27 protein-coding genes and 1 pseudogene are annotated in these 25,773 nt (G+C 67.0%); 8 read left to right on the forward strand and 20 right to left on the reverse strand.

Going from position 1 to position 25,773, the window contains the following annotated elements:
* Nucleotides 1-300: 300 nt before the first annotated feature.
* Nucleotides 301-729 (reverse strand): annotated as a pseudogene (locus QP029_RS13835) (HD domain-containing protein); the annotation flags it as partial.
* Here QP029_RS13835 and QP029_RS13840 point away from each other — a divergent pair.
* From QP029_RS13840 to QP029_RS13850, 3 genes are read left to right on the forward strand one after another with little or no spacing between them, the layout of a single operon-like run.
* Nucleotides 695-1,627, forward strand: coding sequence for a GlxA family transcriptional regulator (locus QP029_RS13840; protein ID WP_284874817.1), 933 nt, complete (start codon nucleotides 695-697; stop codon nucleotides 1,625-1,627). The pseudogene QP029_RS13835 and the gene QP029_RS13840 sit on opposite strands and share 35 nt — an antisense overlap.
* A 53-nt stretch (nucleotides 1,628-1,680) precedes the next feature.
* A complete protein-coding gene (locus QP029_RS13845) occupies nucleotides 1,681-1,875 on the forward strand; it encodes a hypothetical protein (RefSeq protein ID WP_284874818.1) in 195 nt (64 codons plus the stop codon).
* 23 nt (nucleotides 1,876-1,898) lie between these two features.
* Nucleotides 1,899-2,204, forward strand: a complete 306-nt coding sequence (locus QP029_RS13850; protein ID WP_284874819.1) for a hypothetical protein — start codon at nucleotides 1,899-1,901, stop codon at nucleotides 2,202-2,204.
* 39 nt (nucleotides 2,205-2,243) lie between these two features.
* Here QP029_RS13850 and QP029_RS13855 read toward each other — a convergent pair whose 3' ends face one another.
* The 4 genes from QP029_RS13855 to QP029_RS13870 all read right to left on the reverse strand — a co-directional run bounded on the left by QP029_RS13855 (nucleotide 2,244) and on the right by QP029_RS13870 (nucleotide 5,866).
* Nucleotides 2,244-2,576: an ArsR/SmtB family transcription factor gene (locus QP029_RS13855; RefSeq protein ID WP_284874820.1), complete on the reverse strand. Its 333-nt coding sequence runs from the start codon at nucleotides 2,574-2,576 to the stop codon at nucleotides 2,244-2,246.
* Nucleotides 2,573-3,715 (reverse strand): MFS transporter, encoded by a 1,143-nt coding sequence (locus tag QP029_RS13860; protein WP_284874821.1) that lies wholly within the window; start codon nucleotides 3,713-3,715, stop codon nucleotides 2,573-2,575. Before QP029_RS13860 ends, QP029_RS13855 begins: the two co-directional genes overlap by 4 nt.
* A 238-nt stretch (nucleotides 3,716-3,953) precedes the next feature.
* Nucleotides 3,954-5,225 (reverse strand): deoxyguanosinetriphosphate triphosphohydrolase, encoded by a 1,272-nt coding sequence (locus QP029_RS13865; protein ID WP_284874822.1) that lies wholly within the window; start codon nucleotides 5,223-5,225, stop codon nucleotides 3,954-3,956.
* Nucleotides 5,225-5,866, reverse strand: coding sequence for a YdcF family protein (locus tag QP029_RS13870; protein ID WP_432418736.1), 642 nt, complete (start codon nucleotides 5,864-5,866; stop codon nucleotides 5,225-5,227). Before QP029_RS13870 ends, QP029_RS13865 begins: the two co-directional genes overlap by 1 nt.
* Nucleotides 5,867-5,929: 63 nt before the next feature.
* Here QP029_RS13870 and QP029_RS13875 point away from each other — a divergent pair, with 63 nt between their 5' ends.
* The 3 genes from QP029_RS13875 to QP029_RS13885 all read left to right on the forward strand — a co-directional run bounded on the left by QP029_RS13875 (nucleotide 5,930) and on the right by QP029_RS13885 (nucleotide 10,408).
* Nucleotides 5,930-7,939, forward strand: a complete 2,010-nt coding sequence (locus tag QP029_RS13875) for a TPM domain-containing protein (protein WP_284874824.1) — start codon at nucleotides 5,930-5,932, stop codon at nucleotides 7,937-7,939.
* Nucleotides 7,940-8,184: 245 nt separating this feature from the next.
* The gene (locus tag QP029_RS13880; RefSeq protein ID WP_284874825.1) at nucleotides 8,185-9,213 is read left to right on the forward strand and encodes an Abi family protein; all 1,029 of its coding nucleotides are present in this window, start codon (nucleotides 8,185-8,187) and stop codon (nucleotides 9,211-9,213) included.
* A 688-nt stretch (nucleotides 9,214-9,901) separates the two neighbouring features.
* Nucleotides 9,902-10,408, forward strand: a complete 507-nt coding sequence (locus QP029_RS13885; RefSeq protein WP_284874826.1) for a PDDEXK family nuclease — start codon at nucleotides 9,902-9,904, stop codon at nucleotides 10,406-10,408.
* A gap of 116 nt (nucleotides 10,409-10,524) precedes the next feature.
* Here QP029_RS13885 and QP029_RS13890 read toward each other — a convergent pair whose 3' ends face one another.
* Genes QP029_RS13890 through QP029_RS13900 form a run of 3 tightly spaced genes read right to left on the reverse strand, consistent with a single transcriptional unit; the run spans nucleotide 10,525 to nucleotide 12,904 of the window.
* Entirely contained in the window at nucleotides 10,525-11,013 is a 489-nt protein-coding gene (locus QP029_RS13890) for a hypothetical protein (protein ID WP_284874827.1), read from the reverse strand.
* 2 nt (nucleotides 11,014-11,015) lie between these two features.
* Nucleotides 11,016-11,522, reverse strand: coding sequence for a hypothetical protein (locus QP029_RS13895; protein ID WP_284874828.1), 507 nt, complete (start codon nucleotides 11,520-11,522; stop codon nucleotides 11,016-11,018).
* A gap of 2 nt (nucleotides 11,523-11,524) precedes the next feature.
* On the reverse strand, nucleotides 11,525-12,904 hold the full coding sequence (locus tag QP029_RS13900; protein WP_284874829.1) for a glycine--tRNA ligase: 1,380 nt from the start codon (nucleotides 12,902-12,904) through the stop codon (nucleotides 11,525-11,527).
* 260 nt (nucleotides 12,905-13,164) lie between these two features.
* On the opposite strand from QP029_RS13900, the gene QP029_RS13905 reads away from it, so the two are divergent.
* Nucleotides 13,165-13,629 carry an ArsR/SmtB family transcription factor gene (locus QP029_RS13905; protein ID WP_284874830.1) on the forward strand — a complete coding sequence of 155 codons (465 nt, stop codon included), beginning with the start codon at nucleotides 13,165-13,167 and terminating at the stop codon, nucleotides 13,627-13,629.
* 24 nt (nucleotides 13,630-13,653) lie between these two features.
* On the forward strand, nucleotides 13,654-14,085 hold the full coding sequence (locus tag QP029_RS13910) for a Fur family transcriptional regulator (RefSeq protein ID WP_284874831.1): 432 nt from the start codon (nucleotides 13,654-13,656) through the stop codon (nucleotides 14,083-14,085).
* Here QP029_RS13910 and QP029_RS13915 read toward each other — a convergent pair.
* The 12 genes from QP029_RS13915 to hrcA all read right to left on the reverse strand — a co-directional run bounded on the left by QP029_RS13915 (nucleotide 14,082) and on the right by hrcA (nucleotide 25,766).
* Nucleotides 14,082-15,197, reverse strand: a complete 1,116-nt coding sequence (locus tag QP029_RS13915) for a VIT1/CCC1 transporter family protein (protein ID WP_284874832.1) — start codon at nucleotides 15,195-15,197, stop codon at nucleotides 14,082-14,084. The genes QP029_RS13910 and QP029_RS13915 overlap by 4 nt on opposite strands.
* 12 nt (nucleotides 15,198-15,209) lie before the next feature.
* Nucleotides 15,210-15,953, reverse strand: coding sequence for an isoprenyl transferase (locus tag QP029_RS13920; protein ID WP_284874833.1), 744 nt, complete (start codon nucleotides 15,951-15,953; stop codon nucleotides 15,210-15,212).
* A 15-nt stretch (nucleotides 15,954-15,968) separates the two neighbouring features.
* The gene (recO, locus tag QP029_RS13925) at nucleotides 15,969-16,718 is read right to left on the reverse strand and encodes a DNA repair protein RecO (protein WP_284874834.1); all 750 of its coding nucleotides are present in this window, start codon (nucleotides 16,716-16,718) and stop codon (nucleotides 15,969-15,971) included.
* A gap of 9 nt (nucleotides 16,719-16,727) precedes the next feature.
* Nucleotides 16,728-17,648: a GTPase Era gene (gene era, locus QP029_RS13930; RefSeq protein WP_284876268.1), complete on the reverse strand. Its 921-nt coding sequence runs from the start codon at nucleotides 17,646-17,648 to the stop codon at nucleotides 16,728-16,730.
* 69 nt (nucleotides 17,649-17,717) lie between these two features.
* On the reverse strand, nucleotides 17,718-18,911 hold the full coding sequence (locus QP029_RS13935; protein WP_284874835.1) for an Abi family protein: 1,194 nt from the start codon (nucleotides 18,909-18,911) through the stop codon (nucleotides 17,718-17,720).
* Between the two features lie 74 nt (nucleotides 18,912-18,985).
* A complete protein-coding gene (gene pdxY, locus QP029_RS13940; protein ID WP_284874836.1) occupies nucleotides 18,986-19,837 on the reverse strand; it encodes a pyridoxal kinase PdxY in 852 nt (283 codons plus the stop codon).
* A 46-nt stretch (nucleotides 19,838-19,883) separates the two neighbouring features.
* Complete coding sequence (locus QP029_RS13945) at nucleotides 19,884-21,224, reverse strand: hemolysin family protein (RefSeq protein WP_284874837.1); 1,341 nt, start codon at nucleotides 21,222-21,224, stop codon at nucleotides 19,884-19,886.
* Nucleotides 21,225-21,869 carry an rRNA maturation RNase YbeY gene (gene ybeY / locus QP029_RS13950; RefSeq protein WP_284874838.1) on the reverse strand — a complete coding sequence of 215 codons (645 nt, stop codon included), beginning with the start codon at nucleotides 21,867-21,869 and terminating at the stop codon, nucleotides 21,225-21,227.
* Complete coding sequence (locus QP029_RS13955; protein WP_284874839.1) at nucleotides 21,866-22,834, reverse strand: PhoH family protein; 969 nt, start codon at nucleotides 22,832-22,834, stop codon at nucleotides 21,866-21,868. Before QP029_RS13955 ends, ybeY begins: the two co-directional genes overlap by 4 nt.
* 10 nt (nucleotides 22,835-22,844) lie before the next feature.
* The gene (locus QP029_RS13960) at nucleotides 22,845-23,567 is read right to left on the reverse strand and encodes a 16S rRNA (uracil(1498)-N(3))-methyltransferase (RefSeq protein ID WP_284874840.1); all 723 of its coding nucleotides are present in this window, start codon (nucleotides 23,565-23,567) and stop codon (nucleotides 22,845-22,847) included.
* The gene (gene dnaJ / locus QP029_RS13965) at nucleotides 23,564-24,694 is read right to left on the reverse strand and encodes a molecular chaperone DnaJ (protein WP_284874841.1); all 1,131 of its coding nucleotides are present in this window, start codon (nucleotides 24,692-24,694) and stop codon (nucleotides 23,564-23,566) included. The genes QP029_RS13960 and dnaJ overlap by 4 nt, the downstream gene beginning before the upstream one ends.
* Before the next feature lie 43 nt (nucleotides 24,695-24,737).
* Nucleotides 24,738-25,766, reverse strand: a complete 1,029-nt coding sequence (hrcA, locus tag QP029_RS13970; RefSeq protein WP_284874842.1) for a heat-inducible transcriptional repressor HrcA — start codon at nucleotides 25,764-25,766, stop codon at nucleotides 24,738-24,740.
* Between the last annotated feature and the right edge of the window lie 7 nt (nucleotides 25,767-25,773).

The raw sequence follows: 25,773 nt of genomic DNA on the forward strand, positions 1-25,773 counted from the left end.
CTGGTACCCGGGCAGGAAGTGCTGCAGGACATCGGCCTTGACGTTGCCGAAGGTGGTGTCCGGGCGGTGCTTGAGGCCGTCGGTGAAGGCCTCGAGGATGCCGTTCTTGAAGTCCGGGCGCGGGTGCGCGGCGACGATCGCCTCGCGCTCCTCATCGCTGAGGGTGTCATAGCCCATGCCCATGACGTCCAGCTCGACGCCGCGGGTGACCAGGGCGATCTCCGGGCCCATGTGCAGCGGGATCTCCGGGGTGGTGTGCAGGGCGATGGCCGCCCACACGGTGTCCGCGGCGTCATCGCCGAAGTCGTGGCTCTTGAGGAACTTCCGGGCCTCGTCGGCGCCGTCGATCTCGAAGCGCTGGTCATCGCGACGGTACTTCTCCGTCAGGCCGAGGTCGTGGAACATCGCGCCGATGTAGAGCAGCTCCGGGTCGTAGCTCAGGCCGTCGCGCTCGCCGCGCAGGGCGCCGAAGATGTAGACGCGACGGGAGTGGTTGTACACCAGCGGGGTGGCCACGTCGCGCACGAGCTCCGTCGCCTCCTTCGCCAGGGTCGAATCGGGGATGGTGATACCCGCGATCTTCTCCGCCATGATGATGCTCCTTGGTGTGTGAGGTTCGGGGACTGTTCCAGTCTCGCCGCGATGGCTACTCTCGGGCCATGTCCTATCGGCCACCTTTCCCACGGATTCCGACATGACACGGGTCGGCATCCTCGTCTTCGACGGCATGACGCTGCTCGACCTCTCCGGCCCCGCAGAAGTCCTCAGCCGCGCCCCCGGCTACGAGATCACCCTCTTCTCCCCCACCGGCGGCACCGTCACCGCCGGCAACGGACTCCAGGTCACCGGCTGCGTCCCCCCGGTGTCCTCCGGCCTGGACACCGTGATCATCACGGGTGCCGACGCCCTCCCCGACGGCTGGGACCCCGCCCTCCTCCATGCGTGCTCCACATTGGCGACGGGCGCACGCCGCGTCGCCAGCATCTGCACCGGCGCCTTCCTCCTCGCCGAACTCGGGCTTCTCGACGGCCGCCGAGCCACCACCCACTGGCGCAACGCCCGCGACCTCGCCCGCCGCTACCCACGCGTCCGCGTCGAGGCCGACACCCTCCACGTCCACGACGGCAAATACCTCACCTCCGCCGGAATCACCGCCGGCATCGACCTGGCCCTCTCCCTGGTCGAGGAGGACCATGGCGCCGCCGAGGCCCGCCACATCGCCCAGGACATGGTCGTGTTCATGCACCGCCCCGGCGGCCAGTCCCAGTTCGCCGACGCCGCCTCCACCGTCGTCGACCACCCCATCCTCCGCTCCGTCGTCGAATCCGTCCACGCCGACCCCACCGGCGCCCACACCGTCACCTCCCTGGCCGAATCCGCCGCCGTGAGCAGCCGCCACCTCGGCCGCCTCTTCCGCGACGAACTGGGCACCACCCCCGCCCAGTGGCTCGAACAGTTCCGCCTGTCCACCGCCCAGCAACTCATCCTCGACGGCCACACCATCACCGCTGCCGCCCGCAACTCCGGCTTCGGCAGCGACGAAACCCTCCGCCGCGCCTTCGAACGCCGCCTCCACGTCACCCCCACCGAATACCGGGCCCGCTTCAGCTCTACCTTCCGGGCATAAGTATTGCTACGTTGGGGCGTGCACGCAGCCCTGACAGTTTGAAGGAAGTACCCATGACTACCCGTAAGTTCGCCGCCGGCATCGCCGCCATCGCCCTCTCCCTGGGCACCATCACCGCCCCGCAGGTCCTCGCCCAGGAGCCCGGCACCGAGCCGGTCACCGACGAGGAGATCCAGGAGGGCCTGAAGGACATGTCTTTCCAGTCCAGCGACGGCACCGAGTTCCCCCCGGCGAGACCATCACCCTGACCGCCGATCGGGTGGCCGAGGGCGTGGAGATCCGCAACGCCTACGTCGAACTCTCCCCAGGTGTGAGCACCACCAAGTGGAATGTCGACGATGGCGTGAACGAGGAGGGTCTGCCCACCCTCACCATCACCGCCCCCGACGCGCCCGAGGAACAGACCGGCGAGATCATGGACTACGGCGATTACCTCGTCCACATCCGCACCTCGAACTGGAACAGCTCCTACTTCACCATCAACTTCGTCGAGGAGAAGACCCCGGAGCCGGTCGCCCCCTCCAGCTCTGCCGCACTCGAGGAGCTCTCCAGCGCCTTCCAGCGCTCCAGCTTCTAGCTTCGTTTCTTCAACCCCGTCACCCTCGGTGGCGGGGTTTCAGTCGTGCGTCGGCGCCCCGGTGCGCTCGTGATCCGCCCGGCTGAGCGCCTCGGTGACCAGCCGTCCCGCGTGCCCGTCGGCGATCCGGTAATAGACGTGCCGGCCGTCCTTCCGCGTGGCCACCAGCCCGCCGAGCCGCAGTTTGGCCAGGTGCTGACTCACCACCGTCCGGCTGGCACCCGTGGCCTCCACGAGCTCGCCGACGTTGTGCTCCTTCTTATCGAGCTGCCACATCAGATGGAGCCGCGTCGGCTCCGCGAGCAGCTTGAGGGTCTCGGACGCCAGGGTCAGCAGGTCGGCGTCCGGTTCCAGTCGGTGCTCCAGGCTCATGCGCTGACCTTAACCCGGGGCCACGTTGCCGCCGCCATTCCGGTGCCGATGACCGCCAGCACCGCCAGGGCCGCCGTCGCCGCCTGGAGCCCTGCGGCATCGCCCAGCCAGCCGGCGATGGGATAGGTGAGCAGGTAACAGGCGTGGCTCAGCGAGAACTGGGCGGCGAACACATAGCCCAGGTCATCCTCCCCGGCACTGGCCCGGATGATCCGGCCGATCGGGGTCTGCATCGCCGAGAGCCCGACGCCGAGGGCGAGCCACGCGATCGCCAGAATGGCGAAGGCCGGGGACGGGTCGATGAGCAGGAGGACCAGGACCACCGCGGCGAGGAGGGCGCCGCCGAGGATGACGGGGCGGTCGTCGATAAGCGTGAGGACGCGGGGCAGCGCCAGGGCGACGGCCATGGAACCGAGGCCGAAGATCGCCAGTACCCACGCGAGTGCCGATTCGCCGAGGCCGAGCTCCGCGCGGACGATGACCACCGAGTTCACCATGATCATCGCCATCGGTGCGGCCACCGCGAGGTTGATCCACAACAGGGCGCGCAGGCGCGGGTGCGTGACCATGAGGCGGATGCCGCGCAGCGTCCGGTCGATGATGCCGGTGCGGTCGGTGGCCGGCCGGGGGCGGGCGCCCGGCAGCGTCGCCGTGACCACGAGTGCCGCCGAGGCGAGGAAACCCGCGACCGTGCCCAGGAAGAGATTGGTATAACTGACCACCGTGAGCAGCGCCGCCGCGATCACCGGGCTGGCGATCTGCTCCAGGTCATACGCCAGCCGCGACATCGACAGCGCCTGCGTGTACTCCTCCTCATCGGGCAGGATCCGCGGGATCACCGCCTGGAACGTCGGCGTGAACGTGGCCGAGGCCCCCTGCAGGACGGCGATCGCGACATAGAGCTGCCACTCCGCGCCGATGAACGGCAACGTCAGCGCCACGGCCGCCCGGACGAGGTCCGCGCCGACCAGCACCGGCGTGACCCGCCAGTACGCGGCCAGCGCGGTAATGATGGGCGAGGCGATGACGTAGATGAGGATCTTGATGGTCAACACGTTCGCCAGGATCCGACCCGCGCTGCCGCCCGCGATGTCGAACGCCAGCAGGCCGAGCGCGATCGTCAGCAGGCCCGTGCCCACCAGAGCGACGACCTGCGCCGAGAACAGGTGACGATAGCTGCGATTCCGGAGTGGGCGATCATGACCCTGATCGTAGTGGATGGGTGCGTATGCGTGCACGTGTTGGTGGTTTGGCGGGCGTGGCCCCTGCTCCAGGTTCGGGATCAACCTGTCGGGAGGAGTACTGATCCCGAGTCCCGAGCCGGAAATCGCCGCCCTCCCGACGGACTGATCCCGAATTCCAGGGGACCCGCCACCCCTACCCCATGAACGAAGCCAGGTCAGCCGACTTCCGGGCCAGCCGTTCGAGGCGGGACTCGGTCATGGAGGCGATCTGGTCGATGATCACGCGCTGGCGTGCGCCGTCGGTGTCGGCCTCCTGGAACCACTGGGCGTACATCCGGTCCATGGCGCCTGCCCCGCCGGCGGTGAGGTAGTCGAAGACGCGGAAGATGCGTTCGCGCTGCCGGTCCTGGCGGGCCATGTGGGCGGGGGCGTCCATGACGTAGAGGACGGCGATGGTTTTCAGCAGGGTGACCTCAGCGAGCGCCTGCGGCGGGACGACCAGCTCACCGTGGTAGCGGCCCAACTCCCCGGCCGCCGCTGCCTGGGTGGCCTGGACGGTGGCGCCGACGTAGCGGCCGACGAGCTCGGAGGTCAGTTTCTTCAGGCCGGCGTAGCCGCGTAACGAGTGGTCGAAGTCGGCGGCTGCGGCGACGACGGGGAGCTGGCGGAGGGAGTCGGCGGCGTCGATAAGTTCTTCGGGGGTGCCGCCGAAGGCGCGCGCACCTTTTTCGGCGAGGGCGGCGAGTTCGACGAGGTCCCAGAGCACTTTGAGGGTGATGCGGCCGGAGACGATGCCGTCCTCGACGTCGTGGACGGAGTAGGCGATGTCGTCGGCCCAGTCCATGGCCTGCGCCTCCATGGCGGGGCGCTCATCGCGGTGGCCCTCGCGCAGCCAGGCCAGGATCGCCGCGTCCTCGTCGTAGCAGCCGTACTTGCGGTTGACGGTGCCGTCCGCGTTGGTGCGGGTGCGCGGGTACTTGCAGGCGGCGTCGAGGGCGGCGCGGGTGAGGTTGAGGCCGAAGCTCGTCCCGTCCTCGGAAAGGATCTTGGGCTCGAGACGCGTGAGGATGCGTAGGGTCTGCGCGTTGCCCTCGAAGCCGCCGCAGTCGGTGGCCACCTCATTGAGCGCGACCTCGCCGTTGTGCCCGTAGGGCGGGTGACCGATGTCGTGGGTCAGGCCGGCCATCTCGCAGAGGTCGGGGTCGAGGCCCAGGCCGGAGCCGATGCCGCGGGCGATCTGGGCGACCTCGAGCGAGTGCGTCAGGCGCGTGCGGGGCGTGTCGCCGTCGCGGGGGCCGACGACCTGGGTCTTGTCGGCCAGCCGCCGCAGTGCCGCGGAGTGCAGCACTCGGGCCCGGTCGCGGCCGAAATCGCCCCGGTGGTCCGGGGTGGAGCGCTCGAACTCGCTGCCCTTGGGTGCCTCGTCGAACCTGCGCTCGGTGTCGGCGGCGGTGTAGTCGTACATCAGTGTTCCTTCTCCAGCTGCTCGTGTCGGGCGCGTCTCGACGGCCTCATCCACCCCTGCAGCCGACGCAACATCGTCTCCACCTTATCCGCGCTCCCCCGCCCCAACAGGCGGGACACATCGACGACGACCAGCCCACCGACCTCATGCAGCAACGTGTTCCACCACGCCTTCCGCGGAAACCTCACCGGGCACGTCGGCGTCGGCGACGCGTACGCGTCCATCCCGGCCTGCCGCGCCAGCTGCTCGGCCCGCAACGCATGGTTCGGGTCCGTCACCACCAGGGTCACCCCGAGCTCCGGATGCCGCCGGAGCAGCTCCGCATAGGAGCCCCGGGTGTCGTTCCCCTCCTCCACCGCAGTAACCCTCTGCTTATCGACGCCCCGCTCCCCCAGGTACGCACTCCCCACCCCCGCCTCAGTGAACCTGTCACCGGGCAGTTTCCCGCCCACGGTGTACAGGTGCTCGACCTTTCCCTGCCGCCAGAGATCCACTGCATGGTCCAGCCGCGCCGCGAACTGCCTCGACGGCACCCCGTCATACTGGGCGGTGCCCAGCACGATGAGTGACTGTGCGTGGTCACGGGGGAAACGGCGGCGTCGATACGCGTGGAGGAGGATGCGGGCCGGCGGGACCGCCAACGGCAGCAGGACAAGAGGATTCACAGGCGACAGTCTGCCAGTGCAGTCGGTAGTCTGGTGCGCATGAAACCCCGTCTGACTACCCTGGCTGCCGCGTCCCTCATCACCGGGGCCGCTCTCGTCGGAACCGCGCCGCTGGCGATGGCCCTCGACACCACCGTGAGCGCCCAGGCCGCGACCCTCGCCCCCGGGCGGCTGTCCAGCCCCGTCACCGACGCCGCCGGGGTTCTCGACGCCTCCCAGGTCGCCGACCTCGAAGCCGCCATCAACCAGTACAAGATCGACGGCCAGAAATCCATCTTCGTCGTCTACCTCCCCACCTTCGGCGGCATGAGCCCCGAACAGTGGACCGACCAGGCCGTCGACGCCAACGGCGGCGGCAACACCGCCGTCGTCGCCATCGCCACCGACGACCGGCAGTTCGGCATCGACGGCGGCTCCCAGTGGACCAACTCCGAACGGGACTCCATGTACGACGCCGCCTACCCCGAACTGGTGGCCAGCAACTGGTACGGCGCCGGCCTGGCCGCCGTCGAAGGAGCCGGCGGATCAGGCGACATGTCCGGCGAATCCGCCGCCTGGCTCGCCGGCGGCGCCGGAGCAGCCCTCGCCGCCGGCGGAGGCATCTGGGCCTACACCCGCCGCAAGCGCGAGCAGAACGACGCCGCCGTCCTCGAATCCTCCCGCGCCATCGAACCCGGCGACACCCGCCGCATGCTCGACCTGCCCATGGAGACCCTCGAACAACGCGCCCAGGAGGAACTCGTCTCCACCGACGAATCCATCCGCCGCGGCCGCGAGGAACTCGACCTCGCCATCGCCGAATTCGGGCCCGAACGCACCCGCTCCTTCACCCGCGCCATGAACCACTCCACGACCACGCTGCAGAAGGCGTTCTCGATTCAGCAGCGGCTCAATGACGCGATCCCCGAATCCGATGCCGAACGTCGCGCCATGCTCGTCGAGATCATCTCCTCCTGCGGCCAGGCCGACCAGGCCCTCGACGCCGAAGCCGCCTCCTTCGCAGAGATGCGCAACCTCCTGGCCACCGCCGGCTCCAAGCTCGACGAACTGACCCAACGCACCATCGACGTCCGCGCCCGACTCCCCCGGGCCTCCACCCAGCTGGACGGGCTCCGCGATCGCTACGCCCCCGACGTCCTCGTCTCCATCACCGACAACATCGAACTCGCCTCCGGCGCCCTCGACGAATCTGAAAAGGCCCTCGACCAGGCCCGAGCCCTGGAGTCCAAGCCCGCCGGCGAACAAGGCGGCCTCATCGAAGCCATCCGCCACTCCGAGCACGCCATCGAAATGGCCGACCGACTCCTCGCCGGCATCGAACACGCCGACGAGAACATCACCACCGCCAAAGCCGGCGTCACCGCCCTCATCGAGGAAGTCGAAGGCGAGATCGGCGAGGCCGCCGACCTCAAACGCCGCGGCACCTCCCAGGGCGCACAGGCCGACTGGAACGCCCTCGACGACGTCGTCGGCCGCGCCATCACCGCCGTCGACCACGCCCGCTCCACCGCCGCCACCGACCCGCTCGGCACCTACACCGCGCTGACCGACATCGACGCCGAGCTTGACGAACAACTCGACCACGTCCGCGACACCACCGCCAACCAGGAACGCCAACTCCAACTCCTCGACCAACAGCTCCACTCCGCCAACTCCACCATCCAGGCCGCCGAGGACCTCATCGCCTCCCGCGGCCGCGTGGTCAAGGCCCAGGCACGCACCTACCTCGCCGACGCCAAACACCTCCACGCCCAGGCCATCCAGCAGCGCACCTCCAACACCCGCCTCGCCATCGACGCCGCCCGCAAAGCCACCAACGCCGCCCAACGAGCCTCCAAGCAGGCCCAGGCCGACGTCGACGACTACCAACGCCGCCAGTACCGCGGCCGCGGCGGCGGCTCCAACATGGGCGGCATCGTCACCGGCATGCTCATCAACGAGATCCTCTCCGGCGGTCGCGGCGGCGGCTTCGGTGGTGGATTCGGTGGTGGATTCGGTGGCGGCGGCTTCGGGGGCGGTGGCGGCGGCTTCCGCGGCGGGTCGTTCTAGGGTCCGCTGCCTCTCCCACTATCGCTCAGAATTATGTCAGCCGGGTGCAACATGCCTGTTGGCACAACATTTCCCGACAAATGATGCGGAATGTAAGTGTCCCGAGTTGAGCGCCCACCCCGGCAACCCGAGAAGTGGCGTGCCAATGTTGCCCACAGGCCCGATCCCCGCGTAGAGTGTGGGTACAAGCCACCGACCCCCTCTGCGCCCGCGCACGGGGTCGGTTTTCATTTTATGATCAGCCCATGACCCCTGTGAAACCGTTTCTGGAGCATGGTCAACTCATTTTCAATTTGAGGGACTGCGGAGTTGAAATAGACGATGACTCCAGGGCCTCGATCATTCTCCAAAGATTCGGCTACCACCGTCTTTCCGGCTACCGTTATCTTTTCCGGGAGCACCTCGCCGCAGATCAGCAGGATCATTCCGCTCGTAGATTTCGTTCCAAGCGCCACATCCCCGGCACCAGGTTGACGGACATCGTGAAACTGATGGAATTCGATGCCGGGCTCCGTTCACGGGTCCTCCAGGGAACAGAAGACCTGGAGGTCCGGTTACGGACAGCCGTGGCACACGCGGTTGCTCGACGCGATGAACTGGGCCACCTCTCGATTACCCACCTCGACCGGTCCCAGTGCAACAAGGTCCCGAGATACGGAACCAGAACAAGCCACGAGATCTTCGTGGGGAAGGTCCGGAAGGAGACGAAACGGATCGTCGATGACAATGATGATTTCGCTGTTCATCATCAATCCGTGTACGGCACCGACTTACCTGTATGGGCGATAGTGGAGCATTTACCGTTCGATTCGCTGATCCATCTGCTGAACTATCTCAAGACCGAGGACAAACGAGAGGTCGCAGAGCATTTCGGGGTCCGCCACCCCAAGCAGTTCGTCAAATGGATTCGTGCGATGCTGACTCTCCGAAATTCAGCCGCTCACGGGGTCCGCCTGTTCAACCGACCATTCAAGACGGCGATTGTTATTCCTTCCAATGCCACGCTGTCCCCGCTTCTCGGCCCGACGAGAAGGTTCCTCGATGGTCCACACGATCACGAACGTCCCCACAACCGCCTGTACCCCCAGGTTGCTGTCCTGGCTTATCTCCTCCGATGCCACCCTGCGGGAACCGACTGGCATCTCAGGTTGAAAAGCACCATTGGCCAGATGCCCTGGATCCAGGTCGGGTCTGACACTCAGCCACTTCTGTCGCCTCGACGGAACATGGCCTTTCCTCCCGACTGGGACCAGCAGGATCTTTGGAACCCCTGAGTGCGGTGATTTTTCCGGGAGAGGGAACCGTAGCCTTCGGATCACGGTCAAAGAGTATGACACCCACCTCACAAACGGATTGGAGTCTCTCTTCATGGCCTATCACGGAACACCATTCGACAATCAGATTCGACAGCTTCCCGGACATCACCCGGTCTGGGACGGAATGTCTCTCCCGACAGACCTTATTCCACTCCCGATCTCTCGGGACCTGCCAGCAGTCACCCGCCATCCAAGCCGGTACCGATTGATCTCACCTGGACATGTGCTGCTGAAGAACCAGCTCAGAGCGGCGGGACTCGTGTCCAGAGGCGCCCGTTCACACCCCCGAAGTTTCGAGTATGCTGCTCCCGCCACGAGTCGGTTCCTGGCTCATTCCCGGGAACGGCCATCAGTGATCGCTGCCAGCTGGAGTGCCGCCGCTTTCTACGGTTTCGGCCAGTTCAGTGACGATGCAGACACCTGCGTTCTGAGTTCCGGTCGAAGAATCGAACCAGCAGGCGTTCTGCATCCCCGGGAGCGTCGACGGTTGGCCTATGTTGAGCCCTGGTCGATTGACGTCGGAGATGACACAGTGAAAACAGTGCCTCCCCTTCTGGCTCTCATAGGTTGCCTACGTTCATTACACGATGAAGAACACTCCTGGGAGGTCGTTCGTGTTCCCGGTCTCACAGCGCCCAGAGTCCGCATGATTCAGCTGGTTGACCGATTTCGTCGGGCCACGGGGTTGAACGGCAGCCAGGTCATAGCGGGATCATTCGGCTTGTTTCAAGCGCGACGGCTGCAGCAGATCGTCGATCGCAGCACAGGCCTGTCGGACTCTCCCCAAGAGACTGCCCTGCGGCTGGTGCTCGAACAAGGGACCGCAAGCCTGGGGGTGAAACTTCAGCAACAGATTCCGATCTACAAGGACGGCCGCATTGGTGAGCCAGGAACGAAAGATGCCGGGGCCGAACTTCTGACAATCATCGACCTGGCGGACCTGCCACGTCGCATCGCCTACATGTATGACGGGGAGCACCACCTCGACCGTTCGCAGCGGGATCGGGACGCCATGATCACCGCGGAGTTGACCCGCAGGGGTTGGCTGGTGATCCGGATCTCTGCTGGAATGCTCAACGACGCGAACACCCTGATCGCACAGGCACGCGAGTCAGTGGCTACACGGGATGACATCACTCGCCTGGTGGGCTGATCACGCTCTCACAATTTCGCGCCGAATTATGTCATTGCCGTGCAGGATGCCTGCTGGTGCCAGATGGAGGTCACGAAATCGCGGATCTGCCCAGCCCCAGCCAACCCGCCGCGAACTCACACCCGCGGGTGCCGGACCGGCGAGTCGACGAGGACGCAGCCCCAGGAGAGGAAGACGGCGTCGACGACGGGGAGGTCATCACGTGCGGGGCCCGGGTACATGGCCACCCGTCCGCTGATGAGCGGCCGGATCCAGGCCACGACACCGTTGTCGCCGACGATCTCGCGTTCCTTGCGCCAGATGCTGGTCCGCCGCAGCTGGTAGGACCGGCCGTCGCAGTCCGCCTCCAGCACCCCGACGGTGAAGCCGGCCTGGGCCATGGTGAAGACGCGGCCGTCGCCGGTGGTGGCGCGGGCACGGAAGCGGATGGGGCCGGGGTCGGACTCGATGAGCAGTCGGTCGGCGCCGAAGTAGATGACGTCGGAGCTGACAGAGGCGAGGACGCGGTCGGCGGGGTCGAGGAGTCGGTTGCCGGTCCAGGTCCAGGGCCCGTCGGAGCGTTCCTCGAAGATGCCGGCCCGGTCGTCGCGGTCCCCCCAGGCCATGGCTAGAAGAGGAACGCCAGGATCGCGACGACGGACATGAGGATCAGGGTGGCGATCAGGGCCGTGCTGCCCTTGGTCAGCCGAGCCTCGAGGATGAGGCGGGCGAACCAGCTCAGGGCGGCGACCTCCTCGACGGGGAGGGCGACGCCGTCCTCGAACTCGAGGATCGCCGTGCGGACGCCGTTGTCGCCGCCGGAGAACTGGGCGATCTTGGTGCCGTCGGCGTCGTCGATGATCCAGTTGTTGCTGGATTCGTTGACGAGGGTGAACGTCCGCCCCGCGAGGTCGACGGTGATTGTCTTGTCCTTGCGGAGGTCGCCGTCGGCGCGGAAGACGCGGCCGTCGGCAAGCGAGGCGTGTGCGCCGGTGTCCTCGTGGTGCGCGAGTGCCCAGGTGGAGCCGTTGACGGCGGCGGTCTCGTCGGTGAAGCGGCCGAGTTCCTGCGGCCCGGCCTCAGCGAGGAGGACGGGGGCGTCGCGGTCGGTGCGGTCCCAGCTGGTGTACTTCATGCTCAGCAACCGACGAGGCGGGTGGCCAGGTAGTCCTGCAGGTCCTCGAGCTTGATGCGCTCCTGGGCCATGGTGTCGCGCTCGCGGACGGTGACGGCGCCGTCCTCGAGGGTGTCGAAGTCGACGGTGACGCAGAACGGGGTGCCGATCTCGTCCTGGCGGCGGTAGCGGCGACCGATCGCGCCGGAGGTGTCGTAGTCGACGTTCCACAGGCCGCGCAGCTGCGCCGCGATCTCCTGCGCCTTCTCGGTCAGCGGCTCCTTCTTGGACAGCGGCAGCACCGCGACCTTCACCGGGGCGAGGCGGTAGTCCAGCTTGAGCACGACACGCTTATCGACGCCGCCCTTGGCGTTCGGCGCCTCATCCTCATGGTAGGCGTCACACAGGAACGCCATCATGGCGCGGCCGAGACCGGCGGCCGGCTCGATGACGTAGGGGATCCACCGCTCGTTGGTCTCCTGGTCGAAGTAGGACAGGTCCTCGCCGGAGCCCTCGGAGTGGACACGGAGATCGTAGTCGGTGCGGTTGGCCACGCCCTCGAGCTCGCCCCACTTCGAGCCGGCGAAGTGGTAGGCGTACTCGACGTCGACGGTGCGCTTGGAGTAGTGGGACAGCTTTTCCTGCGGGTGCTCGTAGAGGCGCAGGTTGTCCGGGTTGATGCCCAGGTCGATGTACCACTGGTAGCGGTCGTCGATCCACTTCTGGTGCCATTCCTCGTCCTCGCCCGGCTTGACGAAGAACTCCATCTCCATCTGCTCGAACTCGCGGGTGCGGAAGATGAAGTTGCCGGGGGTGATCTCGTTGCGGAAGGACTTGCCGATGTTGGCGATGCCGAACGGGGGCTTCATCCGCGCGGAAGTCATGACGTTCTTGAAGTTGACGAAGATGCCCTGCGCCGTCTCCGGGCGGAGGTAGTGCAGGCCCTCCTCGTCGTCGACGGGGCCGAGGAAGGTCTTGAGCAGACCGGAGAACGCCTTCGGCTCGGTCCAGTTGCCCGGCTGGCCGGTCTCCGGGTCGTTGATGTCGGCCAGGCCGTTGGCCGGCGGGTGGCCGTGCTTCTCCTCGTAGGCCTCGAGAAGGTGGTCGGCGCGGTACCGCTTGTGGGTGTGCAGCGACTCGACCAGCGGGTCCGTGAACACCTCGACATGGCCGGAGGAGACCCACACCTGGCGGGGCTGGATGATGGAGGTGTCCACACCGACGACGTCCGCGCGCGAGGTGACCATGTGACGCCACCACTGGCGCTTGATGTTCTCCTTGAGCTCCACGCCGAGCGGCCCGTAGTCCCATGCGGACCGGGAACCGCCGTAGATCTCACCGGCCTGGTACACCAGACCACGACGCTTGCACAGGTTGACGACGGTATCGATGACGGACGCCATGGGGCTTCATACTCCTCTGGTGGGGATAGATTCATCACGAGTGTAGCCGCCCCTCGCAGGCGGCAGGACACCGGGCATGAGGCGGCCACCCCTCGGTTGGGTGGCCCTATTGTCCGTGGGCGGGGGTCAAACGTCTAGAATTATGGTCATAGTCCGTATACTTTGACGGAACCTGGCAGTCAATTTCCGATGTTCCCAGCACAACCGATAAAATGACTGCTGATCGGACGCCGATACCAACCCGCCCGGAATGAGTCGACATGGAACAGTTTTCTACTACTGACATCGAGGCAGCTGACAGCATCATCAGCGCCCTCGATTCCCGTCTGCGCGTCCTCATCATCCTCAAGCTGGCCAAGCGAGACCACTTCGTCCACGAACTCGTCTCCAGCCTGGAGAAGTCCCAGCCGCTGATCAGCCAGCACCTGCGCGTGCTCAAGCGCTCCGGCATCGTCGACTCGGAACGCCGCGGCCGCGAGGTGGTCTACCGCCTCGCCCAGGAGGGCGCCGCCGACCTCATCGCCGCCGCCGTGGCCCTGGGCCGGACCATCGTCCGCGAGGGTGAGGGCGCCGACGTCATCTCCCTCGACCGGGGCAAGGGCACCCGTGCGATGGACGAGGGTGGCCAGCTCGCCCACGCGCCCGCCGCCATCTCCCAGGACGTCGTCTCCGACACCGTCCCGGACCCCTCCCCCACCCCGCCGCTGCCGAGGTCGTTCACCTGATCCCGATTGGTGGATAATGGGGACATGTCTCCCCTGCCGTCAGCCACCCCGAAGCTCGGCGCCCGCAACACCCGCCAGCGCGCCGCCGTGATCACCGTCCTCTCCGAGATCGACACCTTCGCCTCCGCCAAGGAGATCCACCGCGAGCTCGAGGATCGCGAGCTCAAGGTCGGCCTCACCACCGTCTACCGCACGTTGCAGTCGCTTGCCGACATCGCCGCCGTCGACGTCCTGCACATGTCCTCCGGCGAGACCCTCTACCGCCAGTGCGTCTCCGAGAGCCACCACCATCACCTCGTGTGCACCAACTGCGGGCGCACCGAGGAGATCGACGGCGGACCGGTGGAGAACTGGGCCCGCTCCGTGGCCAAAGAATTCGACTTCGAGGTCACCGGCCACGACGCCGAGATCTACGGCCTGTGCGCCGAGTGCCGGGCGGCCAGGCAGCAGGATTAGCCGATCACGGTGCCGAACGCCAGGCCCAGCACGTAGGTCACACCCGCGGCGCCGAGGCCGATGGCCAGCTGGCGCAGCGCCCGGACCAGGGGTGCCTTGCCGGAGAGCACGCCGACGATGCCGCCGGTGAACAGCAGGGCGCAGGACACGAGGACGACGGCGATGACCGCGCCGAGGACCGGGGAGGCCCCGAAGAGGAACGGGATGATCGGGATGAAGGCACCGCCGGCGAAGAAGAGGAAGCTCGAGCCGGCCGCGGTCCACGCCGATCCGACGACCTCGCTGGCGTTGGCGTGCTGCTCGACGCCCTCGGGGTGGTCCTCCCGGTCGAGGCCGATGGCCTGTTCGAAGGCCATGCGGGAGAACTCGGAACGGGCCTTCTCGGCGGCGTCCTTCTCGCTGAGCCCGCGGGCGCGGTAGACCAGGGCCAGCTCGTTGGCGTTGACGTCGAGCTGTGGGAGCAGGGTGTGGGCCTGGGGGTTGGGGGTGGAGGCGTCGAGAAGCTCGCCCTGGGAGCGGACCGAGACCCACTCGCCGGCGGCCATCGACAGTGCGCCGGCGAGCAGGCCGGAGATGCCGGTCAGCAGGATGAGGCTGGAGCTGACGCCGGAGCCCATGATGCCGACGACCAGCGCCAGGTTGGACACCAGCCCGTCGTTGGCGCCGAAGACGGCCGCGCGGAAACCGCCGGACATCTTCTCCCGGCTGCGGGTGGCCAGGCCGCGGACGACCTCGGCGTGGATGCGCTCGTCGGCGGCGATCTGGTCGGGGGCGTCATCGTCCTGGATGTAGGGGCTGCGCGACTCGGCGGTCTGCATCAGCGCGAGGGTGAACACCGAGCCGAAACGTTTGGCCAGCAGACCCATGAAACGGGTCCCCAGGTCGGGCTGGCGGGGGAAGCCGACGTACTCGCCGAGCTTGTCACGCCAGAACGCCTCGTGGCGGGCCTCGGACTCCGCGAGTGCCAGGAGGATCTCGCGTTCCTCGCCGGTGCGCTTGCGGGCGAGTTCGCGGTAGACGGCGGCCTCGGCGCGCTCGTTGGCCAGGTAGCGGCGCCACCGGTTGATCTGGGCGCGCGTCGGCTGCGACGTGAGCGTCTGATCATCCACCATGCCGGTCTCCCCCTACTTCGTGCCGCCGAAACGACGGTCACGGGAAGCATACTCCTCCACGGCCGCGAACAGGTCCTGGGCGGTGAAGTCCGGGAAGAGTTTGTCCTGGTAGACCAGCTCCGCGTAGGCCGACTGCCAGATGAGGAAGTTGGAGGTGCGCTTCTCACCGGAGGGGCGCAGGAACAGATCCACGTCCGGCATGTCCGGCTCGTCGAGCCACTGCGGGAAGGTCTTCTCGGTGATCTGCTCCGGGCGCAGCTCGCCGGCGGCGGCGAGGCGGGCGATCTCACGGGCGGCGTCGACGATCTCGGCGCGGCCCCCGTAGTTGACGCACATGGCCAGCGTCAGTTTGTCGTTGTCCTTCGTCTGCTCCTCGGCGACCTCGAACTCCCGGATGACCGAGCGCCACAGCCGGGGGCGGCGACCGACCCAGCGGACGCGCACGCCCTTGGCGTCGAGCTCGTCGCGCTGGCGGCGCAGGACGTCGCGGTTGAAGCCCATGAGGAAGCGGACCTCCTCGGCGGAGCGGCGCCAGTTCTCCGTGGAGAAGGCGAAGGCGGAGAGATAGGGCACGCCCATGGCCAGGCAGGCGTCGACGACGTCCATGAGGACGGCCTCGCCGCGCTTGTGGCCCTCGGTGCGCTTGAGTCCCCGCTGCTGGGCCCACCGGCCGTTACCGTCCATCACCAGGGCGATGTGGCGGGGCAGGATCTCGGCGGGGATGGCGGGAGGAGTCAGGTCAGTCACTCGTCCCATTCTGCCACCCGGGGTCTAGAACTGGTCCATCACGGTCAGACTCGTCACCTTCTGCTCCAGGTGCCACTGGAGGTGGGCGCGGGTGAGGCGGTGGGCGACGGCGAGGAGGTGTCCACCGTCGGGGGACGCGGCCGTCGATAAGACTGCGGGCCAGTGGGAATGGGCGAGCAGCCACATGAGATGCAACGCCTCCTCCGGCACCTCCGCGGAGCCCGAGGGGCGGCAGTTGACGCAGGCGGCGCCGCCGACGGCCGGGTGGAACGCGTGGTGCGGGCCGGGCGCGCCGCACTGGGCGCAGTCGAACAGGCTGGGGGCCCAGCCGGCGTGGCCCATCGCCTGCAGCAGGAAGGAGTCGAGCACCAGGGTGGGGTGATCCGACTCCTGCATGCGGGCCAGGGTCTCGGTGAGGTGGTCGAACAGCCAGGGATCCTCATCGCCGTCCGTGGCGGCCAGGCGCTCGGCGCATTCCAGGGCGGCGCAGGCGGCGGTGTAGCGCTCGTAATCGTCGATGATGCCGGAGCCGTAGTAGGCCACCGTGTCCGCGCCCGTGATCGACTCGAGGTTGCGGCCCGGGTAGAGCTGGACGTCGATGTCCACGAAATGCTGCAGCCGGGACCCGAAACGGGACTTCGACCGCCGCACCCCCTTGGCCACCCCGCGGCGCAGGCCGTGATTCCGGGTGAGCAGCACGATGATGCGGTCGGCCTCGCCGAAGTCGTAGGTGCGCACCACCAGGGCGCGGTCGCGGTAGGACTCCCTCCGCATCGGATGCCCCTAGAACCCGAGGCGGCCCAGGGACTTCGGGTCCGACTGCCAGTTCTTCAGCACCTTGATCCGCAGATCCAGGAACACGTTGTGGCCCAGGAGTCTGATGATCTCCTGGCGGGAATTGTGGATGATCCGACCCCAGCGGCGACCGTCCTTACCCTGGATGATCGCCTTCTGCCCCTCGCGCTCCAGGTAGAGGATCGCGTGGATGTTGAGCACGTCCGGGCGGTCCTCGTTCGGGAGCATCTCGTCGATGCCCACGGCCACCGAGTGCGGCAGCTCGTCCTTCAGGCCCGACAGCGCGGCCTCCCGGATGAGCTCCGCGATCCGGGTCTCCGTGTCATCGTCGGTGACATGGTCATCCGGGTACAGCTTCGGCCCCTCCGGCAGCAGACCCGCGATGACATCCGCCAGGACATCGACCTGCACCCCGTCCGTCGCGGAGACCGGCACGACCTCCGAGTTGCCGCCCAACAGATCATGCAGCGCCACCAGCTGCGCGCCGACCTGATCCTTGGACACCTTGTCCAGCTTGGTCACGATGCCGATGATCGGCGTGTTCGGCGCCACCATCCGCACATTCTCCAGAATCCACCGGTCACCCGGGCCGATCTTCTCGTCCGCCGGGATGGTCAGACCGATGAGATCCACATCCGCGTAGGTCTCCTTGACCATCTCATTGAGACGCTCACCCAGCAACGTCCGCGGCCGGTGCAGACCCGGCGTGTCCACCACGATGATCTGCGCATCCTCCCGGTGCACAATCCCGCGGATCGGATGACGCGTCGTCTCCGGCTGATTCGCCGTGATGGCGATCTTCTCCCCCACCAGGGCATTGGTGAGCGTCGACTTACCCGTGTTCGGGCGGCCGACGAAGCTGACGAAGCCGGAGCGGAAACCCTCCGGGGTGCTGCTGAAAACGCTGATGTGAGACTCCTAGGTCCGGTTGTGTCCGGGCGATCCTGGTGACGGGCCCGGGGTTGGTTTACACCCTACTCAGGCAGATCCGCATCGAGCACATCCTCGATCAGAATCGGCTACCTGGATCTTCTCCAGGGATACGTACCGCTGTCGTTGCGTAAAAGCAGAGCCCTTTCCGGTTCTGGAATTCGTCAGCGGAGCATTGAGGTTACGGGTTCTCCTGTCCCGAGGAGTGGTCAGCACGAAAACCTTGAAGCGCGCATTCTCAGAAGGTGCCGTGACTGACTCGGAACCCCCACCCGACACGTCGACGTTTCGTGTAGTCCACGGGAAATGTGCACCCGGCCCCAACGCCCATTCAATGAACCTGCCGATCTTCCCGTCGGTCCGGTCCTCCGACTGTTTCAGGCGGTCCGCATTTTCCTGATTCCATGCGACGTCATCCCGAATCGCAATGATCTGCGGAAAAGGCTGATGAATCTTCCGGTCCTCGTAAAAGCCGAGGTACTCAACGTCCCGGAAAAATCTTCCTGGCTGACACACATAGAATGCAGCGCCCAACGAATCTTCCGCTGCAGTTGCCTGATAAATGTCCCAGGCAATCCGTGCTGCTACCACCACCGCGTTGTTGTCGAGGTCAGGTCTCTCGCTGGCGACATCGCGCCATTTGCTGTTCTGGGAGATCCACGCCTCTGCTTCGGGATCTATGGCAGCAGCCAGGCGGAGAATCCTGTGTACCTCCTCGGCGAGCGGGACGTTGGCCAGGGAATCGTGATGAGCGACGCGATTCCGCAGTTTGCGTATCGACTCGAGGCCGCTCACCACCTTTTGGCGCGTAGGGTAGTTCGCCTTGTCATAGCGGACGGCTTTATGGAGGCAGTGCTTCCAGAGTTCGCTGGCATCCGCCCCGAAAAAGCCCTTCCAAAAGCCGAAGGACAGTCCCGCAATGATCTGGTCGCGAGACAGCTTCTTTTCCCCATGAAGTCGCTCAACGACTGTGGTGATACTGTCGCGCCCCTTCTCTGAGAGAACCCCCGGCTGCAGGAACCAAGGGATGCCACGTTCGTCTTCCCGATAGTATTCCCTGAGTAGTTCATCGATTCTGTGCCGAAGCAGCACCTCGAAGTGGCCGATGACTGTCCACAGTTCAGCAGCCATTGAGTGGGACCACCGGTAACGCTCGAGCGCTACTGTGACATCACCGTCGTCCGGCATGAAAGTTTGCAAACGACGTCGGGGAATCCACCCCGGAATATTGACCCCACCCATGCCTGCAGAGTACCATCGGTGTCGAACGCCCCCCGGAATTCCTCTCACCGATGCGCCGGGGGGCTCTTGCATGCCTACCGGACCTGCGTGACCTCGAACTGCATCCGCGGGTGGGCGTAGGCGTCCTGGGCGTCGATGAGCAGGAGCTCGCGGGAGTCGGCCTGGTAGGTCTTCTCCACGAGGTCGAACACGGAGGAGGCGGTACGGGCCAGGGCGTCGGCGGCGTCGCCGGTGGACACGTAGTGGCCGGTGAACAGGGCGGCGGTGACGTCGCCGGAGCCGTTGCGCTTGAACGGCAGGTAGGGGGTCTGCACGATCCAGGCACCCTGGTCGTTGACGGCGAGCATCTCGATGGTGCCTTCGGGGCGGTCGGGTCGTTCGACGGAGGTGACCAGGACGGTGTTCGGGCCCATCTCGCGGGCGGCGTCGACGGCGGCGAGGGTGGACTCGAGGTCGCCGGCCTCGCGTCCGGTGAGGTAGCCCAGCTCGAACTGGTTGGGGGTGATGATGTCGGCGACGGGGACGACGCGGTCGCGCAGCAGCGGTGGGATGAGGTCGGAGACGTGGCAGCCGGACTTGGCGTTGCCCATCACCGGGTCGCAGGCGTAGAGCGCGTCCGGGTTCGCGGCCTTGACCCTGGCGACGGCGTCGATGATGACGTCGGCGATGTCGGAGCCGCCCTGGTAGCCGGAGAGGACGGCGTCGCAACGCTCGAAGACGCCACGGTCCTCGATGCCGGCGATGACCTCCGCGACATCGGACGCCGGGATCATCGGCCCACGCCACGCGCCGTAACCGGTGTGATTGGAGTAGTTGACCGTGGACACCGGCCACACCTCATGGCCGAGGCGCTGCAGGGGGAAGACGGCCGCGGAGTTACCGACGTGACCGTACGCGACGTGGGACTGAATGGAGAGAATGTTCACGCGGTCAATACTGCCCCTGCTGTCAAGGGGCGGTCACATCAGGGTGTCAATTAGTTTCATCGGGTTCGCGGGCGTCGTCCCCCGCGGACGCCAGCACCTCCACGACGACGGAGCCGACGCGGACGCGGCCCCGGCGGTCGCGGCCACCTTCGGCGGTCAGGCGCAGGCCGCAGGTCTCGACGACGGAGTCGGGCAGGGGGACGCGGCCGAGTTCGTAGGCGAGGAGGCCGGCGACGGTGTCCACCTGTTCGGCGACCTCTTCGGGGAAGTCGATGTCGATGTCCAGGTCGTCGTGGACGGTCTCGGTGAGGTCCTCGAGGGTGAGGCGGGAGAGGGTGCGGTAGGAGCGGGCGTCGATACGCTCGATGGGGGCGACTTCGCGGGTGTCGTATTCGTCGGCGATCTCGCCGACGATCTCCTCGAGGATGTCCTCGAGGGTGATCAGGCCGGCGATGCCGCCGTACTCGTCGACGAGCATGGACATGTGGATGTGGTCGCGCTGCATCTCGTGGAGCAGTTCGTCGAGGTTCTTGGAGTCGGGGACGAAGGTGGCCGGGCGCATGACGTCGGCGACGCTGACCGAGGCGCCGCCGTCGGTGAGGTGGTACGTGGTGCGCACGAGGTCCTTGAGGTAGACGATGCCGACGATGTCGTCGATGTTCTCCCCGATCACCGGGATGCGCGAGTAACCGGAGCGCACGCACAACGTGGTGGCCTGGCCGGCGTGCTTGAACTGCTCGATCCACACCATCTCCGGCCGCGGCGCCATCACCTGCCGCGCGGTGGTGGAGGCGAGGTCGAACACGGACTGGATCATCCGGCGTTCCGCGACCTCCACGATGCCGTGCTCCTGCGCGATGTCCACCATCTCGCGCAGCTCCACCTCGGTGGCGTAGGGACCGTCGCGGAAACCGTTGCCGGGGGCGATGAGGTTGCCCAGCCAGATGAGCAGCCGCGCGACGGGTCCGAGGACGTACGCCACGGCCTGCAGCACCATCGCCGAGCGCAGCGACACCGAATAGGGGTTCTTCCGGCCCATCGTCCGGCCGAAGACGCCGACGACGGCGTAGCTGACCAGCGCGACGAACACGATGGCGATGGTGATCGCCCACGCGTCCGACTCGAAGTACTCCCGCGCCAGGATCGCGGCGAACACCGCCGCGGTGGCGTCGAGCAGGGTCTGCAGGAGGATGAGCAGGTTGATGTGGTCAGCGCGCCGGTCGAGCACGCGCAGCAGCGGCCGGGAGCCGCCGACCTCGTCCTTGACCATGCCCTCCACGCGGGCCCGCGAGATGGAGCTGACCGCCGATTCGACGGTCCCCAACAGGCCGGACAGCGCCAGCGCGATGACGGTGACGGTGCCCAGCCAGGCAATGTCGAGGTCCATCTAGCCTTCTTCAGGTTCTGCTTCTCGACGCCGCGGCTCCCCCACCGCGGGAATCCCACCGCCGGCCCCACCGCCGGGCACGATCTCGTCGAGGGCGACCCGGTCCGCCGCCGACGGGAACGCCTGCGCCCCGGTCGGCTTGGGCTGGTAGGTCACACCCCGACGGGTGACGTCGTCGTACCAGTCGGCGAGCAGCTCGTTCTGCAGGCCGAACATCTCGCGCTCCTCGGGCGGGGTGCCGTGGTCGTAGCCGAGCAGGTGGAGGCAGCCGTGGACGGTGAGCAGGGCCAGTTCGTGGTCGAGGCCGTGGCCCGCGGCGGCCGCCTGCTTGGCGGCGAACTCGGGGCACAGGACGATGTCGCCGAGCATGGCCGGGCCGGGGACCGCGCCGTCGGGGCGGCCGCCGGTGACGGTGCCGCCGCCGGGGGTGAGCTCGTCCATGGGGAAGGTCATGACGTCGGTCGGGCCCTCCAGGTCGAGCCATCGCACGTGGAGGTCGGTGATGGTGGCCAGGTCGACGATGTGGATGGAGGCCTCGGCATCCGGGTGGATGTCCATCTCACCGAGGGCGAAGGAGGCGACGTCGATGAGCATCTCCTCGTTGACGCCCTCGTGGCCGGACTCGTTGAAGACCTCGATGCTCATGACTGGTGCTTCTCCTCGTAGGTGTCGTACGCGTCGACGATGCGGCCGACCAGGGCGTGGCGGACCACGTCCTGGCTGGTGAGCTCGGAAAAGTGGATGTCCTCCACGCCGCGGAGGATGTGGCGGACCAGGCGCAGGCCGGACTTCTGGCCGCTGGGCAGGTCGACCTGGGTGATGTCGCCGGTGACCACCATGCGGGAGCCGAAGCCGAGGCGGGTGAGGAACATCTTCATCTGCGCCGGGGTGGTGTTCTGCGCCTCGTCGAGGATGACGAACGCGTCGTTGAGCGTCCGGCCACGCATGTACGCCAGGGGCGCGACCTCGATGACGCCGGCCTCCATGAGCTTGGGGATCATCTCCGGGTCGAGCATGTCCCGCAGCGCGTCATAGAGCGGGCGCAGGTACGGGTCGATCTTGTCGTTGAGGGTGCCGGGCAGAAAACCGAGCTTCTCGCCGGCCTCCACCGCGGGGCGCGTGAGGATGATGCGGCTGACCTGCTTGGCCTGCAGCGCCTGCACCGCCTTCGCCACCGCCAGGTAGGTCTTGCCGGAGCCGGCGGGGCCGAGGCCGAAGACGACAGTGTTCTCGTCGATCGCGTCGACGTAGGTCTTCTGCCCCAGCGTCTTCGGCCGAATGGTCTTCCCGCGCCGGCTGACGATGTCGCTGGCCAGCACCTCGGACACCGACTGCGGCGCCTCCACCGTCACGATCGACACCGCGTGCTTGACCGAGTCCGGCGCGATGACGTGCCCGCGACGGGCGATCGACTCGAGCTCCTCGAGGACCTTGACGGCGCGCGCGACCTCGTGCCCCGGGCCCGTGACGCGCACGAGATGCCCGCGGGCGAACAGGTCCGCGTCGATGAGATTGTTGAGCACCCGCAGGTTCTCCTCGTTGATGCCCAGCACCGCCTGCGCGTAGGCGGTGTCGAGCTCAACCGTGTTCGTGATCACCTGTGTGGCCATGGGAAAAACCCTACCAGCGCGAGGTCAGGGCCCCGATGGCGGACAGCGCCACCATCGCGGCACTCGCCGTGCGCAGCACCTCGGGCCCCAGCTTCACGGCCCGGGCACCGGCCGCGGTCAGCTGCGCGAGCTCCTCCTCACCGATCCCACCCTCGGGGCCGACGATGAGCACGATCTCCGCAGCGCTGAGATCGACGTCCCGGATCGGGGTCGCCGCCTCCTCGTGCAGCACGTACGCGGTCTTCCCCGCGATGAACTCGGCGAGCCCGCGGGTGTCCACCGGCTCGTGGACCTCGGGGATCCGGGTGCGCCGCGACTGCTTCGCCGCCGCCAGCGCCGCCGCCTCCCACTTCGCCCGGCCCTTCTCCACCTTCGCGCCGGTCCACCTGGCCACGCACCGCTGCGCCTGCCACGGGACGATCGCGTCCGCCCCGGCCTGCGTCGCCAGGTCCACCGCCAGCTCCGAGCGCTCCGCCTTGGGCAGGGCCTGCACCACCGTCACCGTCGGTTCCGGCCGCTTGGCGACGCCCCGCTCCCCCACCGCAGCCGTCACCTCATCCTTGCCGCGGGTGGCGGTGATGGTTGCGGTGGCGAAGGCACCGCGGCCGTCAATAAGCATGATCTGCTCGCCGGGCTGCAGACGCTTGACGGTGACCGCGTGCCGGCCCTCCGGGCCGTCGAGCTCGACCACGTCGTCGAAGGGGCCGGGGTGGACGAAGACCGGCAGGCTCATCGGCGGAACTTGCCCCGCAGGCGGGAGAAGAAGTTCCCGTCCTCATCCTCGCGGTTGATGTGCGCGGACTCGTGGCGGTGATCCCGGATCTGCTCGAGCAGCTTCCGGGTCTTGTCGTCCAGCTCGGTGGGGACGACGACGTCGACGTGGGCGATGAGGTCACCCCGACCCTCCGCCCGCAGCCGCGGCATACCCTCGCCGCCCAGGCGGATCTGCTCCGCCGGCTGCGTCCCCGCCGGCACGTCGATGGTCAGCTCCTCGCCCGCCAGATCCTCCAGGACGAAGGAGGTGCCCAGGGCCGCGTCGATCGCCGGGACCGACACCGTCATGTGCAGACTGTCGCCCTCGCGATGGAACACCGGGTGCGGACGCGTCGCGATCTCCACGTAGAGATCACCCGCCGGACCACCACCGTGGCCCACCTCACCCTGACCCGCCATCCGGATCCGCATGCCGTTGGCGATACCCGCCGGCACCGTCACCACCAGATCACGACGCTTCTTCATCCGGCCGTCACCCCCACAACGGCTGCACGGATCCGGGATGACCTCACCGAACCCCTGACACTTCGGGCACGCCTGCGTGGTCATGATGTTGCCCAAAAACGACCGCTGCACCTGCTGGATCTCACCCGCGCCATGGCAGTTGTCACAGGTCACCGGCTTGCCCTTCGACTCCGACCCCGTGCCCTCACAGTGGTCACACACCACCGCGGTGTCCACCGTGATGTCCTTCTTCACACCCTTGAAGGCCTCCTCCAGGGTGATCGCCGTGCGCAGCAGCGCATCATTACCCGGCTGGACACGGCTGCGCGGACCCCGACTGCCGCCGGCGCCGCCACCGAAGAACGCCTCGAAGATGTCCCCGAAACCACCACCGCCGAAGCCGCCACCGGGCATCCCGCCGGCCTGCTCCATCGGATCCCCACCCATGTCCACGACCCGACGCTTGTCCGGATCAGTGAGCACCTCATGCGCCACCGACGCCTCACGGAACTTCTCCGCCGCCTCCTCGGACGGGTTCACGTCCGGGTGGTACTTGCGCGCCAGCTTGCGGTAGGCCTTCTTGATCTCCGCATCAGAGGCGGACTTCTCCACGCCCAGAATTCCGTAATAGTCACGAGCCACGGTTGATTGAACTTCCTATCTTGTTTCAGAGCTATTCGGGTGATTATTCGCCTGCCAGGACACGGCTAACATACCGTGCAACGGCGGACACCTTCGAAATTGTTCCCGGATAATCCATGAACGTGGGCCCGACCACACCGAGCCCGCCGAGCGCATGCCCGTCCGACCCGTACGCGGTGGTCACGATCGACGCCTCATGCAGATCCTCATCCTCGTTCTCCCCGCCGATGAGCACGCTCACGTTCCCCAGGTCCGGCACATTCGCCAGCAACTTGAGCACCGTCACCTGCTCCTCCAGCGCCTCGATGACACTGGGCAGCCCCGACGGGAAATCCCGGGCCATCCTCGTGAGATTCGACGTGCCCGCCAGGATGAGCCGGTCACTCGGCTGCTCCACCAGCGTCTCGATCAGCCTCGTCGCCGACTTCACCAGCGCATGCCGGATCTCCGGCGGCGCATCCGCCGCCAACTCAATGAGGGAGGACGACGCTTCCGTCAACGTCTTGCCCACCAACGCCTGATTGAGCAGGTCCCGCAACCGGGTGACATGCTCCTGATCGACCGGCTCCTCCAGCTCCACGTTCCGCTGGTCCACCCGGCCCGTGTCCGTGATGAGCACCAGCAGCAGCCGCACCGTACTCAACGCCACCACCTCACAGTGCTTCACCCGGGAGACCTGCAGATTCGGCAGCTGCACCACCGCGGCCTGGCGGGTCAGCTGGGCCAGCAGCTGCACCGAGCGGCGCAGCACATCCTCCAGGTCCACCCCGCCCTCGAGGAAACTGAGGATCGCCCGCCGCTCGGGTGCCGAGAGCGGCTTGAGGTCATGGATGTGGTCGACGAACTGGCGGTAGCCCTTCTCCGTGGGAATCCGCCCCGAACTCGCGTGCTGCTGCGCGATCAGACCCTCCGACTCCAGCACGGACATGTCGTTGCGGATCGTCGCACTGGACACGTTCAGCCGGTGCCGCTCCAGCAGAGCCTTCGAGCCCACCGGCTCCTGGGAGGCGATGTAGTCGGCCACGATGGCACGCAGCACCTCCTGCCGCCGCCTGTCCGTCGAACCAGCCATCTGGCAC

This window comes from Corynebacterium suedekumii (assembly GCF_030252185.1).
GTDB lineage: Bacteria > Actinomycetota > Actinomycetes > Mycobacteriales > Mycobacteriaceae > Corynebacterium > Corynebacterium suedekumii.

Excerpts from the sequence above, each read along its gene's own strand:
- QP029_RS13840 (WP_284874817.1), top strand. The coding sequence starts at position 695 with ATGACACGGGTCGGCATCCTCGTCTTCGACGGCATGACGCTGCTCGAC.
- QP029_RS13845 (WP_284874818.1), top strand. The coding sequence starts at position 1,681 with ATGACTACCCGTAAGTTCGCCGCCGGCATCGCCGCCATCGCCCTCTCC.
- QP029_RS13855 (WP_284874820.1), bottom strand. The coding sequence starts at position 2,576 with ATGAGCCTGGAGCACCGACTGGAACCGGACGCCGACCTGCTGACCCTG.
- QP029_RS13865 (WP_284874822.1), bottom strand. The coding sequence starts at position 5,225 with ATGTACGACTACACCGCCGCCGACACCGAGCGCAGGTTCGACGAGGCA.
- QP029_RS13875 (WP_284874824.1), top strand. The coding sequence starts at position 5,930 with ATGAAACCCCGTCTGACTACCCTGGCTGCCGCGTCCCTCATCACCGGG.
- QP029_RS13880 (WP_284874825.1), top strand. The coding sequence starts at position 8,185 with ATGACCCCTGTGAAACCGTTTCTGGAGCATGGTCAACTCATTTTCAAT.
- QP029_RS13885 (WP_284874826.1), top strand. The coding sequence starts at position 9,902 with ATGATTCAGCTGGTTGACCGATTTCGTCGGGCCACGGGGTTGAACGGC.
- QP029_RS13890 (WP_284874827.1), bottom strand. The coding sequence starts at position 11,013 with ATGGCCTGGGGGGACCGCGACGACCGGGCCGGCATCTTCGAGGAACGC.
- QP029_RS13895 (WP_284874828.1), bottom strand. The coding sequence starts at position 11,522 with ATGAAGTACACCAGCTGGGACCGCACCGACCGCGACGCCCCCGTCCTC.
- QP029_RS13900 (WP_284874829.1), bottom strand. The coding sequence starts at position 12,904 with ATGGCGTCCGTCATCGATACCGTCGTCAACCTGTGCAAGCGTCGTGGT.
- QP029_RS13905 (WP_284874830.1), top strand. The coding sequence starts at position 13,165 with ATGGAACAGTTTTCTACTACTGACATCGAGGCAGCTGACAGCATCATC.
- QP029_RS13910 (WP_284874831.1), top strand. The coding sequence starts at position 13,654 with ATGTCTCCCCTGCCGTCAGCCACCCCGAAGCTCGGCGCCCGCAACACC.
- QP029_RS13915 (WP_284874832.1), bottom strand. The coding sequence starts at position 15,197 with ATGGTGGATGATCAGACGCTCACGTCGCAGCCGACGCGCGCCCAGATC.
- QP029_RS13920 (WP_284874833.1), bottom strand. The coding sequence starts at position 15,953 with ATGGGACGAGTGACTGACCTGACTCCTCCCGCCATCCCCGCCGAGATC.
- recO (WP_284874834.1), bottom strand. The coding sequence starts at position 16,718 with ATGCGGAGGGAGTCCTACCGCGACCGCGCCCTGGTGGTGCGCACCTAC.
- QP029_RS13935 (WP_284874835.1), bottom strand. The coding sequence starts at position 18,911 with ATGGGTGGGGTCAATATTCCGGGGTGGATTCCCCGACGTCGTTTGCAA.
- QP029_RS13945 (WP_284874837.1), bottom strand. The coding sequence starts at position 21,224 with ATGGACCTCGACATTGCCTGGCTGGGCACCGTCACCGTCATCGCGCTG.
- ybeY (WP_284874838.1), bottom strand. The coding sequence starts at position 21,869 with ATGAGCATCGAGGTCTTCAACGAGTCCGGCCACGAGGGCGTCAACGAG.
- QP029_RS13955 (WP_284874839.1), bottom strand. The coding sequence starts at position 22,834 with ATGGCCACACAGGTGATCACGAACACGGTTGAGCTCGACACCGCCTAC.
- QP029_RS13960 (WP_284874840.1), bottom strand. The coding sequence starts at position 23,567 with ATGAGCCTGCCGGTCTTCGTCCACCCCGGCCCCTTCGACGACGTGGTC.
- hrcA (WP_284874842.1), bottom strand. The coding sequence starts at position 25,766 with ATGGCTGGTTCGACGGACAGGCGGCGGCAGGAGGTGCTGCGTGCCATC.